We start from the raw sequence: 15,022 nt of genomic DNA, 5'->3' as shown, positions 1-15,022 counted from the left end.
AGTACGCTCGCCGTCCATGACCGACGCGTCGCCGGACGACCCGCACTCGCCTGCGGTCTGCCTCGACGTCGGCTCCTGCTGGACCAAGGCCGTGCTGGTACTGCCCGACGGGACCCCGGCGGGGTTCGCCGAGCACCCCACCACGGCCGACGTGCTCACCGGGGTCGACGCGGCCGTCGCCGCCGCGGCGGCCGCCGCGGGCCGGGGCAGGCGGGCCGCGCCGCGGGTGCTGGCCTGCTCCTCGGCGGGCGGGGCACTGCGTCTGGCCGTGGTCGGGGCCGAGACGTTGATCGCCACCGAGGCCGGGCACCGGGTCTGCCGCTCCGCGGGGGCCCGGGTGGTCGGGGTGCACCCCGGGCCGCTGGAGCCCGACGCGGTGCTGGAGCTGTCGAGCCGCCGCCCCGGGGCGGTGCTGCTGCTCGGCGGTGCCGACGGTGCCGACCCGGCAGTGCTGCTGCACAACGCGGGCAGGCTGGCCCGCACCCGCGGGCACTGGCCGGTGCTGCTCTCGGTCGACGACGGCGCCCGCGCCGACGCGCTCGGCCTGCTGCTGGCCGGCGGGCGGGCCGTCACGACCTGCCCCAACGTCACGCCGCAGCCGGGCCGGATCGTCGCCGGGCCCGCGCGGGACGCCGTCGCCGCGCTCTACGCCCGGCACGTCCTCGGGGCGGGCACCGGCCGGTTCGGCGCGCTGGTCCACTCCGCGACGCACGCCGCGGTCGGCGACGGGGCCGGGGTGCTGGCCCGGCTGACCGGGACCGGGGTGCTCGTCGTCGACGTCGGGTCGGCGACCACCGACGTGCACCGCAGCGGCCCCGGGCCCGGCCCAGCGGCCGCGACCGTGGAGGGCGACCTCGGGGTGCGCGACGGCGCCGTCGGCGTCCTGACGGAGGCCCAGACCGAGGGCATCGTCGACCCGGTGGAGGCCGACCTGCTCGGCCCGGCCGTCGCCGCGCTGCAGGAGTCGCGGGCCACCGTGCCCGCCGACCGGGGCGCGGCCGCCGAGGACCGCAGGCTGGCCGCGATCGCGGCGGTGGTCGCGCTGCGCAGGCACCTGCGCCACACCGGCGTCCTGGCCGACCCCGCGCACCCCGGGACCGGCCCGGACACCCCCGTCGACGCGGGTGAGATCGGTCTCGTCGTGCTCACCGGGGGCGTGTTCCGCCAGCGCGACGCGGCCGGGCTGGCCGCGGCGGCCCGCACGGTGCGCCACGACGCCGTCCTGGCCCCGCTGCTGGCCCGGGCGGAGGTGCGGGTCGACAGCGAGTCCGTGCTGGCCCCGGCCGGGCTGCTGGCCGCGCACGGCCGCGAGGTCGCGGCGGGCGGGCTGCTCGCCGAGCACCTGACGGGCTGATCACGCCTGAGTTGACACCCCCGCGGTGGCTCGGAACCATGGAGGTCGCGACATCGCCGGGCGCCGAGAGGCGCTGCAGCGGCCGTCACCGGCCGCCACGCTCGGGCCCGGCCGGCACGGACGAGAAAGGGCGCCTGTCTCCGACGAGGAGGGAGGACGCCGTGACCCGTGTACGCCGCTCCTCCTCCCGGTCGGACCGCACCCGTCGTGCCGACGAGTACGACTCTTACGCCTGAGGAGGCGCACCCACCCCATGACCGATCACCCGAAGCTGCAGCACGCCGGCGGCCTGGACTTCGCGATCGCCGACATCTCCGAGGCGGAGTACGGCCGCAAGGACATCCGGCTCGCCGAGAACGAGATGCCGGGCCTGATCGACCTGCGCCGTGAGTACGGGGAGTCCAAGCCGCTGACCGGCGCGCGGATCGCCGGCTCGCTGCACATGACCACCCAGACCGCGGTCCTCATCGAGACCCTCGTCGCGCTCGGCGCCGACGTCCGATGGGTGTCCTGCAACATCTTCTCCACCCAGGACTACGCGGCCGCCGCGACCGTCGTGGGTCCGCACGGCACCGAGGAGAACCCCCAGGGCGTCCCGGTCTTCGCCTGGAAGGGCGAGTCGCTGGAGGACTACTGGTGGTGCACCGAGCAGCTGTTCAAGTTCCGTGACGCCGACGGCAACGTCGTCGGCCCGAACATGATCCTCGACGACGGCGGCGACGCCACCCTGCTCGTGCACAAGGGCGTCGAGTTCGAGAAGACCGGCGTCGTGCCGAGCTTCGACGACGACGACCTTTCGGTCTCCGACGAGGAGCGGGTCGTGTTCGACACCCTGCGCCGCAGCCTCGCCGAGGACCCGCAGCGCTGGACGACGATCAACTCCGACATCCGCGGCGTCACCGAGGAGACCACCACCGGCGTCAACCGGCTGTACCAGCTGGCCGAGCGCGGCGAGCTGCTCTTCCCGGCGATCAACGTCAACGACTCGGTCACCAAGTCGAAGTTCGACAACAAGTACGGCATCCGCCACTCGCTGGTCGACGGCCTCAACCGGGCCACCGACGTGCTGCTCGGCGGCAAGGTGGCCGTCGTGGCCGCCTACGGCGACACCGGCAAGGGCTCGGTCGAGGCCCTCGCGGGCCAGGGCGCGCGCGTCATCGTCGCCGAGGTCGACCCGATCTGCGCGCTGCAGGCGCTGCTGGAGGGCCACCAGGTCGCGACCCTGGACCAGGTCATCGAGCAGGCCGACATCATCGTCACGGCGACCGGCAACAAGGACATCCTGACGGTCGACCTGCTCAAGCGGGCCAAGCACCAGGCGATCGTCGCCAACGTCGGTCACTTCGACAACGAGATCGACATGGCGGGCCTGTCCCGCGTCGAGGGCATCAAGAAGATCAACATCAAGCCCCAGGTCGACGAGTGGATCTTCCCGGACGGGCACTCGGTCATCGTGCTGTCCGAGGGCCGCCTGATGAACCTGGGCAACGCGACCGGCCACCCGTCGTTCGTGATGTCCAACAGCTTCTCGAACCAGGTGATCGCCCAGATCGAGCTGTTCACCAAGCACGAGGAGTACAACAAGGACGTCTACCGGCTGCCGAAGCACCTGGACGAGAAGGTCGCGCGGATCCACGTGCAGGCCCTCGGTGGCGAGCTGACCAAGCTCACCAAGGACCAGGCCGAGTACATCGGCGTGGACGTCGAGGGTCCGTACAAGCCGGAGCACTACCGCTACTGAGCGAGTAGCCCGCGGATCGCGCATCGGTACCGCGTTCTCCGTCCGACGGCGCGGGGGTCCCTTCCGGGGCGCCGCGCCGTCGGCGTACCAGGGGGTCACCGTCGGGATGACGATCGAGATCGGGTCGGGTGACGGCTGGGTGCACTGCGCCCGGGGTCACCGGCACTGGGGCCTGTTCGGCGCGGCCGGGCTGCTCGTGCGCCACCGCGACGACGCCGACCCGGCGGGCGTCGACCGGGTGCTGCTGCAGCACCGGGCGTCCTGGAGCCACCACGGCGGCACCTGGGGGATCCCCGGCGGTGCCCGGGACCGGGGGGAGTCCGCGGTGCGCGCGGCGCTGCGCGAGGCGGCCGAGGAGAGCACCCTCGCCGTCGCCGGGCTGGCGCCGGTGGAGGAGTTCGTCGACGACCACGGCGGCTGGAGCTACACCACCGTCGTCGTCCGGGCCGCGGACGCGCCGCCGGTCGCGGTGCGCGGGCACGAGAGCACCGAGCTGCGCTGGGTGCGCACCGACCGGCTCGGTGAGCTGGACCTGCACCCGGGCTTCGCGACGACCTGGCCCACCGTCTCGGCGCTGGGCGCCTGACCTACGCTCGACCGCCGTGGGGGAACTGGTGGTCGTCGAGGGACTGGACGGTGCGGGCAAGCACACGTTCACCACGGGGCTCGTCGCCGAGCTGCGCGCACACGGCGCCTCGGTCACCACGACGGCCTTCCCCCGCTACGACGACGACGTGCACGCCGAGCTGGCCCGCGACGCGCTCTACGGCCGGATGGGCGACCTCGCCTCCTCGGTGCACGCGATGGCGGTGCTGTTCGCGCTCGACCGCCGGGCCGCCGCGGCCGGGCTGCGTGCGGCGCTCGCCGCGCACGACGTCGTGCTCGTGGACCGCTACGTCGCCTCCAACGCCGCCTACAGCGCCGCCCGGCTCGGCCAGGACGCCGACGGCGAGGTCGTCGGCTGGGTCCGGGCGCTGGAGATCGACCGGTTCGGCATCCCGGTGCCCGGCCACCAGCTGCTGCTGGCACCGCCCCGGGAGGTCGCCGCGGAGCGGGCGAGGTCGCGCGCGGCCACCGAGCCCGGCCGCGCCCGCGACGCCTACGAGAGCGACGACGGCCTGCAGGCCCGCACCGACGCCGTCTACCGGGAGCTGGCGGCGCGGTCCTGGCTGAGCCGCTGGACGGTGCTCGACGACCCCGCCGCGGCACCGTCGGCCCTCGTGCCCGCCCTGCTGCACCGGTGCTGATCACGGGGCTGGGATAGTGACGTCCATGAAGTCGCGCGTACTGGTGGTCGACGACGACCCGGCCCTGGCCGAGATGCTCACCATCGTGCTGCGGGGCGAGGGCTTCGAGACAGCGGTCGTGTCCGACGGGACGCGGGCACTGCCCGCCGTCCGGGACACCCAGCCGGACGTGGTGCTGCTCGACCTGATGCTGCCCGGCATGAACGGCATCGACGTGTGCCGGGCGATCCGGGCGGAGTCCGGCGTCCCGATCGTCATGCTGACGGCCAAGAGCGACACCGTCGACGTCGTGCTCGGGCTGGAGTCCGGCGCCGACGACTACGTCGTGAAGCCGTTCAAGCCCAAGGAGCTCGTCGCGCGGATCCGGGCCCGGGTCCGCCGCAACGACGCCGAGCCCGCCGAGCAGCTGTCCATCGGCGAGATCGACATCGACGTGCCCGCGCACCAGGTCACCCGGGAGGGCCGGCCGATCGCGCTGACCCCGCTCGAGTTCGACCTGCTCGTCGCGCTGGCCCGCAAGCCGCGCCAGGTGTTCACCCGCGAGGTCCTGCTCGAGCAGGTGTGGGGCTACCGGCACGCCGCGGACACCCGTCTGGTGAACGTGCACGTGCAGCGTCTCCGGTCGAAGGTCGAGCGCGACCCGGAGCGCCCCGAGGTGGTCCTGACCGTCCGCGGGGTGGGGTACAAGGCCGGTCCTCCGTGACCGGCGCGCCGCGGGTGGTGCACCGGCCGTGGTGACGCGGCGCCGCGGACTCCGCACCCGGCTGGCCCGGCTGCCCGGCGCCCGGCGGGTCGCCCGCGCGCTGGGCCCGCTGCGGGTGCAGGCCCACGAGCTGGGCGTGCTCATCGCCGCGGCGTGGCGGCGGTCGCTGCAGCTGCGGGTGGTCACCTCGACGCTGGCGCTGTCGTCGGCGGTCGTGCTGGTGCTCGGTCTGGTGCTGCAGAGCGAGATCGCCGAACGGCTGCTGCAGAGCAAGCTCGACGCCGCGATCTCCCAGTCGGACGCGAACCGGCAGGTCCTGGAGGGGCAGCTGGCGAGCGTCGACCCGGACCGCGAGGGCGTGCAGGAGACCCTGGACACCGCCCTGGAGCGGCTGACCGACACCACCGGCCCCGGCCGGGCCGGGACGGCCGGGGAGTTCAGCGCCGCGCTGACCACCGGGTCGGCGAACGGGCCGGAGGTGTCCGCCGGCGACGTCGGCCAGATCACCGCGCGCCAGCAGGACATCACCGCCCGCGGGTCGCTGGACAGCCTGAACCGCCAGTACACGACCGTCGACGGGGTCCCGAACCTCGTCATCGGGCAGAAGATCGCCACTGCGGGCCGGGAGCTGCAGTTCTACCTTCTGTTCCCGCTCAACGGCGAGCAGCTGACCCTCGGGCTGGTGCAGAGCACGCTGATCGTCGGCGGGCTGGTGCTGCTGGTGCTGCTGGCCGCGATCGCCAGCCTCGTCACCCGGCAGGTGGTCCGCCCGATCCGGCACGCCGCCGACGTCGCCGAACGCTTCGCCGGGGGACACCTCGACGAGCGGATGGCCGTGCGCGGCGAGGACGAGGTCGCCCGGCTCGCCGAGTCCTACAACGAGATGGCGGGCAGCCTCGCCGCGCAGATCGCCCAGCTCGAGGAGTTCGGGGCGCTGCAGCGGCGGTTCACCTCCGACGTCAGCCACGAGCTGCGCACGCCGCTGACCACCGTGCGGATGGCCGCCGACGTCCTCTACGCCTCCCGTGACGAGCTGCTCCCGGCGCTGCGCCGCAGCTCCGAGCTGCTGGTCACCGAGCTCGACCGGTTCGAGGAGCTGCTCGCCGACCTGCTGGAGATCTCCCGTCTCGACGCCGGCGTGGCCGAGCTGGGTGCCGAACGGGTCGACCTGTCCGCGGTGGTGCGGCGGGCGTCCGACGCGGTGCGCGGCATCGCCGCCGACGCCGGCACCGACCTCGTCCTGGATCTGCCGGCGGGCGAGCTGATCGAGGCCGACCCGCGCCGGGTGGAGCGCATCGTGCGCAACCTCGTCGCGAACGCGATCGACCACGGCGAGGGCCGCCCGGTGGAGGTGACGGTGGCCGGCGACGACGCCGCGGTCGCCGTCGTCGTGCGCGACCACGGCGTCGGGCTGCGGCCCGGCGAGGCCGACCTGGTGTTCAACCGGTTCTGGCGGGCCGAGGAGTCGCGGGCCCGGCGCAGCGGCGGCACCGGGCTCGGGCTGTCGATCAGCATCGAGGACGCCCGGCTGCACGGCGGCTGGCTGCAGGCCTGGGGCGAGCCGGGCAACGGCTCGGCGTTCCGGCTGACCCTGCCGCGCGAGGTGGGCGGGCACATCACCGCCTCGCCGCTGCCGCTCGGCCCGCCCGCCGCCGCGGCCGGGGACCGGCGCAACGGCAGCTCGGTGCCGACCCCGCCGCAGGGGATCGGCCGCGACCTGCGCGAGGAGGACCTGTGGCGGCTGCGCCCCGAGGAGCACGCGCCGATGCAGCCCGCCGAGCGCGCCATCATCGACCCGGGCGGCGACCGGTGACCGCCCGGCGTGCGCTGGCGGCGCTGGTCGTGACGGTCGCCGCCGCCGTCGTCGCCGGGTGCGCGACGGTGCCCCAGCAGTCCGACGTGCAGGTGCTGCGCCAGGGCGAGCAGGCGGCCGAGCAGAACCTGAGCGGCCCGATCGAGGACGACGAGCCGCTCGGCCTGGTCCGCGGGTTCGTCTACCGTTCCGGCTCGCCCGACGACCGGCACGCGCAGGCCCGCCGCTACCTGTCGGCGTCGGCGTCGGACTGGGACGACGCGGCGTCGCTGACCGTCCTGGACGAGCGGTTCGACACCGTCGTGTCCCCGGACAACGGCACACCGGGCCCGGACCGGGTGACGGTGCGGGTGCGGGGCACCCGGCTGGGCACGGTCGGGCCGGGCGGGGCGTTCGAGTCCTCCCCGCAGCGGGTCGAGGTCGACGTCGGCGTCGTCCGGGAGGGCGAGCACTGGCGGATCGACCGGCCGCCGCCCGGGGTGATGGTCCGGCTGTCGGACTTCCGCTCGCACTACCGCGAGCTGCAGGCCTGGTTCGTCGACCCGGTCCGCCGGATGCTGCTGCCCGACGGGCACTACATCCGCAGCGGGCGTCCCGGTGAGCTCGCGATGGACGCCGTCGACGTGCTGCTGCGCGGGCCGTCCACCGGCCTGGCCGGGGCCGCGGTGACGATGTTCCCGGCGACCGCGCGGATCCGCTCGGCCACCACCGATCCCGCGGCGGGCACCGCGTCGATCGAGCTGACCGGGGTGTCGGGGCTGTCCCCGCAGGACCGGGGGCTGCTCGCCGCGCAGGTCGCGCAGACCCTCGGCGGGGTGGGCGTGCCGCGGGTGGAGCTGCTGGCCGACGGCGGACCGCTGGTCCCCGGCACGCCGACGGTGTCGGCCGCGGACCAGGCCGACCTCGTCGCCGGCCCCGGCCGTGCTCCCGCGTTCCCCTACGTCGTCGACGGCGGCCGGGTCCGCCAGCTCGGCGCGACCGGTGTGGCGGCACCGGTCGCCGGGCAGGCCGGGAACGGCTCGTTCGACATCACCGAGGCCGCCGCGTCCGCGCGCAGCGGGCGGATCGCCGTCGTGTCCCGGGAGTCGACGGGCACCCAGCGGCTGCTCACCGGCCCGCTGGGCGGGGAGCTCACCGCCACCCCGGTGTCCGGCGCCGACGTCCGCTCGCTGAGCTGGAACGGGGCGGGAGACGAGATCTGGGCGGTCGTGAACGGCAGGCTGCGCCGGGTCCTCGTCCCGCCGTCCGGACCGCCGGTCGAGGGCGCGGTGGACGCGGGCAGGCTGACGCCGCTCGGCCGGATCGGGGACATCGCGCTGGCGCGTGAGGGCGGCCGGATCGCCGTCGTCGCCGACGGTGCGCTGCTCGTCGGCCCGATCGTCCCGCTCGACGACGGCGAGGTCGCCGTCGGGCCGCTGCGGCGCCTGCGCCCCGGGGACCTCGACGACGTGGTGTCGATCGACTGGCACTCCGCGGACCGGATCGTGGTCGCGTCGGACTCGGACCGCCCCATGTCCGAGGTGAGCGCGGACGGTCTGCGCCTGGACCAGATCCCCGGCACGAACCTGACCGCGCCGCTGGGGGCGCTGGCCGCCGCCGAGGGGCGCCCGCTGTACGTGACCGACCGGACCGGCCTGTGGAGCTACTCCGGCGGCGAGTTCGACGCCTGGCAGCAGGCGGGCGGGACCGGAGCGGCCGCACAGCCGTTCTACCCCGGCTGAGCGCGTCCCGGTGGCCGGATCCCCGGCCTGTGGACAACTCCGGCGGTTGTGGACAACCCGGCCCGGGCGGGCTCCGGCAGGGCCGCGGCGACGGTGCCGGGGGCGAGTATCGGTGCCGTGACCCCGACCCGAGCCCCGTCCCCGGCCGCCGCCCTGCTGGACCTCCTCCTGCCCCGGACCTGCGGGGGCTGCGGTGCCGGGCCGCCCGGCAGCGGGGGCTGGTGCCCGGCCTGCGCGCAGGACACGGCGGGCCCGGTGCCGGTCCGGGTGGCCGGCGCCGGCCGGGTCGCGGCGGCCGGGCGCTACCGCGGGCCGCTGCGCCGGGCCGTGCTGGCCTACAAGGAGCGCGGCCGGCGGGATCTGGCACCGGACCTGGCCGGGCTGCTGGTCGGCCCGGTGTCGGCGGTGCTCGCGCCGCGGGCCGACGGGACGCCGGACCCGGCCGCGGTGCGCCTGGTGCCCGCCCCGTCCCGGCCGTCGGCGGCCCGGGTGCGCGGCGGCGACCACGTGCTGCGGCTGTGCCGGGCGCTGGCGCCGCTGCTGACCGCGGCCGGGCTGCCGGCCCGCACCGACGCGGTCCTGGCCCTGCACCGCCGCGCCCGGGACTCGGTGGGGCTCGACGGCGCGGGCCGGGCGGCGAACCTGGCCTCGGCGCTGCACCCGGCCCGCGGCCGAGAGCCGGTGCCTGCGGCCCCGGGGGAGGCGGTGCTGCTGGTCGACGACGTCGTGACCTCCGGGGCGACGCTGCGGGCCTGTGGGGCGGTGCTCGCCGCATCCGGACTGCCCGCCGTGGGCGCCGTGGTGCTCGCCGACGCCTCGGCCCGCCGGCGCCGACCTGACGGTCGCCTGTGACAGCGGTCACACGATCCGGCGGGTCCGCCGGTCTCCCCGTCCGCCGTCCACAGTGGTCCCCGGGAACGCGATCCGGAGGTGAGCGCGCCGCCCCGGGGGCGACGGGTCACCCGGGTGCCGCGGGGTCGTCGCACACCGCGTCCGATGGCGCCAGGGTGTCCACCCGACGGGTCGGCGAACGACCTGTCCCGGAGGCGGATTTCCCGATAACGTCGGCTGAACTCCGACCACTACCACATCAGGAGGAACGACCGCGAGCCCACCCCCCGGGGCCGTCGTCGGGTCCCGGGTTCAGCACGACTGAAGCGAGGGATGTTCGAGTGGAGATCGTCGTCACCGGCCGGAACGTCGAGGTGCCGGAGCACTTCCGTGGCCTGGTCCAGGACAAGCTCAGCCGCCTGGAACGCCACGACCACAAGATCGTCGGAATGGAGGTGGAGCTCTTCCACGAGCCGAACCGCCGTCAGCAGAAGTCCTGCCAGCGCGTCGAGATCACCGGGCGCGGCGGCTGCGGAGCCGTCGCCCGCGCCGAGGCCTCCGCCGCCGACTTCTACGCCGCACTCGACATGGCCGTCGGCAAGCTCGCCGAACGGCTGCGCCGCTCCCACGACCGCCGCAAGCCCAGCCGCCGCGACCGCGTGGCCGCCTCCCGCGCCGCCGCCGACGCCTCGGCCGTCGCGCTGATGGAAGCGGCCCCTCCCGTCACCGACACCATCCCCGCACCGCGCAGCCACGACGAGTCCCTGACCGACGACGAGCTGGTCCGCCTCGAGCAGCAGTGGGAGGCCGAGTACCGGCCCGGGCGCATCGTCCGCGAGAAGTCCCACCCGGCCACACCCATGAGCGTCGACGAGGCGCTGTCACGGATGGAGCTCGTCGGCCACGACTTCTACATGTTCGCCTGCAGCGAGACCGGCCGTGCCTCGGTCGTCTACCGCCGCCGCGGCTACGACTACGGCGTGATCCGGCTCGACGGCTGACCACCCGCGCCCGACGGTGCCCGGGCCGCGGCGGGGAACGCCTCCCCGCCGCGGCGCGGGCCACCGTCGCCGGTGCCCGTACCATGGACGACGGGGTCGGCCCGCCGTGCGGCGGCGGTGCCGTGCCGGTGCCGCCCGCGGCACCGGGTCGCGGCGCGGAGACCGTGGTGGGAGGCCCCGTGTCCTGACCGCGACGTGAATGAGGTCGGCAGTGCCCTTCCTGAGTCGACTCCTCCGGGCCGGCGAGACCAAGCTGGTGAAGCGGCTCGCGAAGATCGCCGCGCACATCGACGGACTGGAGCCCGATTTCGAGGGCCTCACCGACACGCAGCTGCGCGCCAAGACCGACGAGTTCCGCCGTCGCCACGCCGACGGCGAGTCCCTCGACGACCTGCTGCCCGAGGCCTTCGCCACGGTGCGCGAGGCCGCCCAGCGCACGCTGGGCCAGCGCCCGTTCACCGTGCAGCTGATGGGCGCCGGCTCCCTGCACATGGGCAACGTGTCGGAGATGGGCACCGGTGAGGGCAAGACCCTGACCTCGACGCTGGCCGTCTACCTCAACGCGCTGCCCGGCGACGGCGTGCACGTGGTCACCACGAACGACTACCTCGCCAAGCGCGACTCCGAGACCATGGGCCGCATCCACCGCTGGCTCGGTCTCACCGTCGGCGTGATCCTGTCGGAGATGACCCCGGCGCAGCGCCGCGAGCAGTACGCCTGCGACGTCACCTACGGCACGAACAACGAGTTCGGCTTCGACTACCTGCGCGACAACATGGCGTGGAACACCGCCGACATGGTCCAGCGCGGGCACAACTTCGCCATCGTCGACGAGGCGGACTCGATCCTCATCGACGAGGCCCGCACGCCGCTGATCATCTCCGGCCCGGCCGAGCAGAGCGCCCGCTGGTACCAGGAGTTCGCGCGGCTCGCGCCGATGCTGTCCAAGGACATCCACTACGAGGTCGACGAGCGCAAGCGCACCGTCGGCATCACCGAGGAGGGTGTCGCGCTGATCGAGGACCAGCTCGGCATCGACAACCTCTACGAGTCCGCGAACACCCCGCTGGTCGGCTACCTGAACAACGCGGTCAAGGCCAAGGAGCTGTTCAAGAAGGACAAGGACTACATCGTCAACGACGGTGAGGTCCTGATCGTCGACGAGTTCACCGGCCGTGTGCTCGCCGGTCGTCGCTACAACGAGGGCATGCACCAGGCGATCGAGGCCAAGGAAGGCGTCGAGATCAAGCCGGAGAACCAGACCCTGGCGACGATCACGCTGCAGAACTTCTTCCGGCTCTACGACAAGCTCGCCGGCATGACCGGTACGGCCCAGACCGAGGCCGCCGAGCTCCACGAGATCTACAAGATGTCGGTCGTCTCGATCCCGCCGAACCGGCCGCGGGTGCGCGCCGACCAGGCCGACCTGATCTACAAGACCGAGCCCGCGAAGTTCGAGGCGGTCGCCGACGACATCGCCGAGAAGCACGAGAAGGGCCAGCCGGTCCTGATCGGCACGACGAGCGTCGAGAAGTCCGAGTACCTGGCGAAGCTGCTGCTGCGCCGCGGTGTGCCGCACGAGGTGCTCAACGCGAAGAACCACGCGCGTGAGGCGCAGATCATCGCCCAGGCCGGGCACGCGGGCGCCGTCACCGTCGCCACGAACATGGCCGGTCGCGGTACCGACATCATGCTCGGCGGCAACCCCGAGTTCCTCGCCGACCTGGAGCTGCGCAGCCAGGGCCTCGACCCGGTCGAGACCCGTGAGCAGTACGAGGCCGCGTGGGACGCGGTGCTCGACCGCATGCGCAAGCAGGTCAAGGCCGAGGCCGACGAGGTCCGCGCCGCGGGCGGGCTCTACGTGCTCGGCACCGAGCGCCACGAGTCCCGCCGCATCGACAACCAGCTGCGCGGCCGGTCCGGCCGTCAGGGCGACCCGGGCGAGTCCCGCTTCTACCTGTCCCTCGGCGACGAGCTGATGCGCCGCTTCAACGGCCAGGTCGTCGAGTCGATCATGAACCGGTTCAACCTGCCGGACGACGTGCCGATCGAGGCCGGGATGGTCACCCGCGCGATCCGCAGCGCGCAGACCCAGGTCGAGCAGCAGAACTTCGAGATCCGCAAGAACGTCCTCAAGTACGACGAGGTGCTCAACCAGCAGCGCAAGGTCATCTACGACGAGCGCCGCCGGGTCCTCGACGGAGAGGACGTGCAGCGTCAGACCCGCAACATGCTCGAGGACGTGATCCACGCCTACGTCGTCGGCGCCACCGCCGAGGGCTACTCCGAGGACTGGGACCTCGAGAAGCTGTGGACGGCGGTCAAGGGTCTGTACCCGATCCAGCTCGACTGGCGCACCGTCGCCGACGACATCGACGACCTGTCGGCCGAGGAGCTCGAGCGGGTCATCCTCGCCGACGCCGAGACCGCCTACGGCCGGCGCGAGGCCGAGATCGACGCGCTCATCGGCCCGCAGGGCGGCATGCGCGAGCTCGAGCGCCAGGTCCTGATGCAGGTCATCGACCGCAAGTGGCGCGAGCACCTCTACGAGATGGACTACCTCAAGGAGGGCATCGGGCTACGGGCCATGGCCCAGCGCGACCCGGTGATCGAGTACCAGCGCGAGGGCTTCGACATGTTCGCCGCGATGCTCGAGGGCATCAAGGAGGAGACGATCGGGCACCTGTTCAACGTCGTCGTCCAGGTGCAGCAGCCGGCCGCCCCCGTCCAGGAGGCCGAGCCGGAGACGACCGAGATCCCGGTCGTGCGCCGGGTCCCGGCCGAGGACCCCGCCGAGTCCACCGTGGTCCTGCCGAACCTGTTCCGCACCAGCCCGCCGCAGAACCTGCAGTACAGCGGCCCGGGCGAGGACGGCGGGGTCGCGCGTCGCGGCGAGGGCGGGGCGGCGGCCCCGGGCACCGGGCGTACCGGTCGCCACCAGGTCCCGGCCCGCGGCAACGGGGCGTCCCCGAACGGCGACGACGGCGTCAACCGCGCCGAGCGGCGCCGTGCGGAGAAGGCCCGCCGGCGGCGCTGAGCTCCGGGCGCCGCCCGGCGGGGGTCTCCCGCCGGCGGCGCCGGTTCCCGCGGTCGCGGTCGTGCCGGTTCCCGTGGTCGCGACGCCCCGCACGAGCCGGGGCACGCAGCAGGTCCCGCTGCGACGGGGATCCGCACCCGGCCGGGCTCGGCCGCGTCGCGCCTCACACGAGCCGGACGGCGGTGGCGAGCCACCGGCCGTCCGGAGCCCGGTCCAGCCGCAGCGCCAGGGCCCGCACCCGCCCGGCGACGGTGACGGTCGCGCAGACCTCGGCCACGTCCGGCCGGGGCAGGCCGATGTGCACCCGCGGCGCCCGGCGCGCGGTCGAGCCGTTCGGGCTCCCGCAGCCGGGGGCACCGACCCGTCCTCCGGGGCCCGACCGGCCACGGGACGGGCGCGCCGGGTGCACGATCCGGGCCGCGGTCAGGTAGCGGCGCACCGCCGGGGTGGTGACGGCGGCGACCCCGTCCGGCGGGCGGCGCCCCGCGAGCACCTCGGTCACCAGCCGGACGATCCCGGCGGCCGGGACCCGGACCCGCTCGACGTCGGCCGGGGAGACGTCCTCGGGCACCGTCGGCACCGGGACAGGGCGGACCGCCTCCCGCGGTGCGGGCGCCGGTCCGGAGGACATCCGGAACCCACCGGGCAGGACGACGACGACCCCCGGTGCGAGCGGTTCGGGCACGTCGGCGGGGGCCTGGACCCGGAGCGGCCCGGAGCCGCTCCCGGGGGCGGTGTCGGTCCGCGGGCCGGAGGCACCCTCCGCCGGGGCGGTGTCGGTCGTCGTCATGGTCACCGCGCCAGACTGCGACGGCCCCGGTGGCCGCGACGGGGGCCGGCCCGGATCCGCCACCGGATCGTCCGGTGCCGCACGATCCGGTGCCGCACGATCCGAGGGCGCACGTCCGGCCGGCGTGCTCCGGTGCCCCGACGGAGCCGCGGATACGAGCGGTACGGCGCCGCGCTCGTGACCCGCCGCCCGGTGGGAGCCGGTGTTCACGAACGCGACCGGCCCCGCCCGACCGCCCCCGCCGGGCCCCGCCGCGTCCTACCCTCCCGCGATGCCCGCACCCCACCCACCGGGACGCATCGACCTCACCCCGCCCCGTCTCGTCGCCGCTCCCGACCCGGTGGACGGGCCCGCGGAGTCGCTGGCCGACCTCGTCGTCCGGGCCGGGGCGGCGGTGCTCGCCGAACGCCGGCGGCGGACCGGGGGCCACGGCCTCGGCGTCACCGGGTTCGCCGTCCTCGACGTGCTGGAGCGGTGCGGCGGACTGGCCCAGCGCGAGCTCGCCGCCCGGGTCCGGGTCGCCCCGACCAGCCTGACCCCGGTCGTCGACGCGCTGGAGACGGCGGGCCTGGTGGTCCGCCGCGGGGACCCGGCGGACCGGCGGGTCCGGCTCGTCGCGCTCACCGACGCCGGGCGGGAGCGGTGGCGCGCCGCCCGCCCCGACGGGCGCGGACCGTGGCTGCGGGAGCCGGGGGACGGGCTCGACGACGCCGTCCGCGCTTACCTGCTCGCGGTGATCGCCGACCTGGAGCAGGATCGGTCCGACGTGACGTGATCGGCGGGG

12 protein-coding genes are annotated in these 15,022 nt (G+C 74.9%); 11 read left to right on the top strand and 1 reads right to left on the bottom strand.

The annotated features are described in order from the left end of the window. Positions 1-16: 16 nt before the first annotated feature. The 10 genes from DMP17_RS41865 to secA all read left to right on the top strand — a co-directional run bounded on the left by DMP17_RS41865 (position 17) and on the right by secA (position 13,448). On the top strand, positions 17-1,354 hold the full coding sequence (locus DMP17_RS41865; RefSeq protein WP_226367534.1) for a glutamate mutase L: 1,338 nt from the start codon (positions 17-19) through the stop codon (positions 1,352-1,354). Positions 1,355-1,607: 253 nt separating this feature from the next. Then, the gene (ahcY, locus tag DMP17_RS41860) at positions 1,608-3,095 is read left to right on the top strand and encodes an adenosylhomocysteinase (RefSeq protein ID WP_226349969.1); all 1,488 of its coding nucleotides are present in this window, start codon (positions 1,608-1,610) and stop codon (positions 3,093-3,095) included. A gap of 106 nt (positions 3,096-3,201) precedes the next feature. Beyond that, positions 3,202-3,681 (top strand): NUDIX hydrolase, encoded by a 480-nt coding sequence (locus DMP17_RS41855; protein WP_337832421.1) that lies wholly within the window; start codon positions 3,202-3,204, stop codon positions 3,679-3,681. Positions 3,682-3,697: 16 nt separating this feature from the next. After that, the gene (locus DMP17_RS41850) at positions 3,698-4,342 is read left to right on the top strand and encodes a dTMP kinase (RefSeq protein ID WP_226349971.1); all 645 of its coding nucleotides are present in this window, start codon (positions 3,698-3,700) and stop codon (positions 4,340-4,342) included. Between the two features lie 25 nt (positions 4,343-4,367). Then, positions 4,368-5,045 carry an MtrAB system response regulator MtrA gene (gene mtrA, locus DMP17_RS41845; protein ID WP_020622190.1) on the top strand — a complete coding sequence of 226 codons (678 nt, stop codon included), beginning with the start codon at positions 4,368-4,370 and terminating at the stop codon, positions 5,043-5,045. Positions 5,046-5,073: 28 nt separating this feature from the next. After that, the gene (gene mtrB, locus DMP17_RS41840; RefSeq protein WP_374203644.1) at positions 5,074-6,858 is read left to right on the top strand and encodes an MtrAB system histidine kinase MtrB; all 1,785 of its coding nucleotides are present in this window, start codon (positions 5,074-5,076) and stop codon (positions 6,856-6,858) included. Beyond that, complete coding sequence (locus tag DMP17_RS41835) at positions 6,855-8,579, top strand: LpqB family beta-propeller domain-containing protein (protein WP_226349972.1); 1,725 nt, start codon at positions 6,855-6,857, stop codon at positions 8,577-8,579. Before mtrB ends, DMP17_RS41835 begins: the two co-directional genes overlap by 4 nt. A gap of 117 nt (positions 8,580-8,696) precedes the next feature. Next, the gene (locus tag DMP17_RS41830) at positions 8,697-9,431 is read left to right on the top strand and encodes a ComF family protein (RefSeq protein WP_226349973.1); all 735 of its coding nucleotides are present in this window, start codon (positions 8,697-8,699) and stop codon (positions 9,429-9,431) included. Between the two features lie 320 nt (positions 9,432-9,751). Next, positions 9,752-10,411: a ribosome hibernation-promoting factor, HPF/YfiA family gene (hpf, locus tag DMP17_RS41825; protein ID WP_062397537.1), complete on the top strand. Its 660-nt coding sequence runs from the start codon at positions 9,752-9,754 to the stop codon at positions 10,409-10,411. 211 nt (positions 10,412-10,622) lie between these two features. Next, complete coding sequence (secA, locus tag DMP17_RS41820; RefSeq protein WP_337832420.1) at positions 10,623-13,448, top strand: preprotein translocase subunit SecA; 2,826 nt, start codon at positions 10,623-10,625, stop codon at positions 13,446-13,448. A 163-nt stretch (positions 13,449-13,611) separates the two neighbouring features. On the opposite strand, the gene DMP17_RS41815 is transcribed toward secA, so the two are convergent. Further along, positions 13,612-14,238 carry an Rv3235 family protein gene (locus DMP17_RS41815; RefSeq protein ID WP_226368241.1) on the bottom strand — a complete coding sequence of 209 codons (627 nt, stop codon included), beginning with the start codon at positions 14,236-14,238 and terminating at the stop codon, positions 13,612-13,614. A 271-nt stretch (positions 14,239-14,509) separates the two neighbouring features. Between DMP17_RS41815 and DMP17_RS41810 the strand changes: the two genes are divergently transcribed. Then, positions 14,510-15,013: a MarR family winged helix-turn-helix transcriptional regulator gene (locus tag DMP17_RS41810; RefSeq protein ID WP_337832419.1), complete on the top strand. Its 504-nt coding sequence runs from the start codon at positions 14,510-14,512 to the stop codon at positions 15,011-15,013. Positions 15,014-15,022 lie beyond the last annotated feature (9 nt).

It is taken from the genome of Pseudonocardia sp. TMWB2A, assembly GCF_017312135.1.
Note: the sequence above shows the minus strand (reverse complement) of the source record. Positions and strands in the feature narration are given on the sequence as shown.

Excerpts from the sequence above, each read along its gene's own strand:
- mtrA (WP_020622190.1), top strand. The coding sequence starts at position 4,368 with ATGAAGTCGCGCGTACTGGTGGTCGACGACGACCCGGCCCTGGCCGAG.
- DMP17_RS41855 (WP_337832421.1), top strand. The coding sequence starts at position 3,202 with ATGACGATCGAGATCGGGTCGGGTGACGGCTGGGTGCACTGCGCCCGG.
- DMP17_RS41815 (WP_226368241.1), bottom strand. The coding sequence starts at position 14,238 with ATGACGACGACCGACACCGCCCCGGCGGAGGGTGCCTCCGGCCCGCGG.
- DMP17_RS41865 (WP_226367534.1), top strand. The coding sequence starts at position 17 with ATGACCGACGCGTCGCCGGACGACCCGCACTCGCCTGCGGTCTGCCTC.
- ahcY (WP_226349969.1), top strand. The coding sequence starts at position 1,608 with ATGACCGATCACCCGAAGCTGCAGCACGCCGGCGGCCTGGACTTCGCG.
- DMP17_RS41810 (WP_337832419.1), top strand. The coding sequence starts at position 14,510 with ATGCCCGCACCCCACCCACCGGGACGCATCGACCTCACCCCGCCCCGT.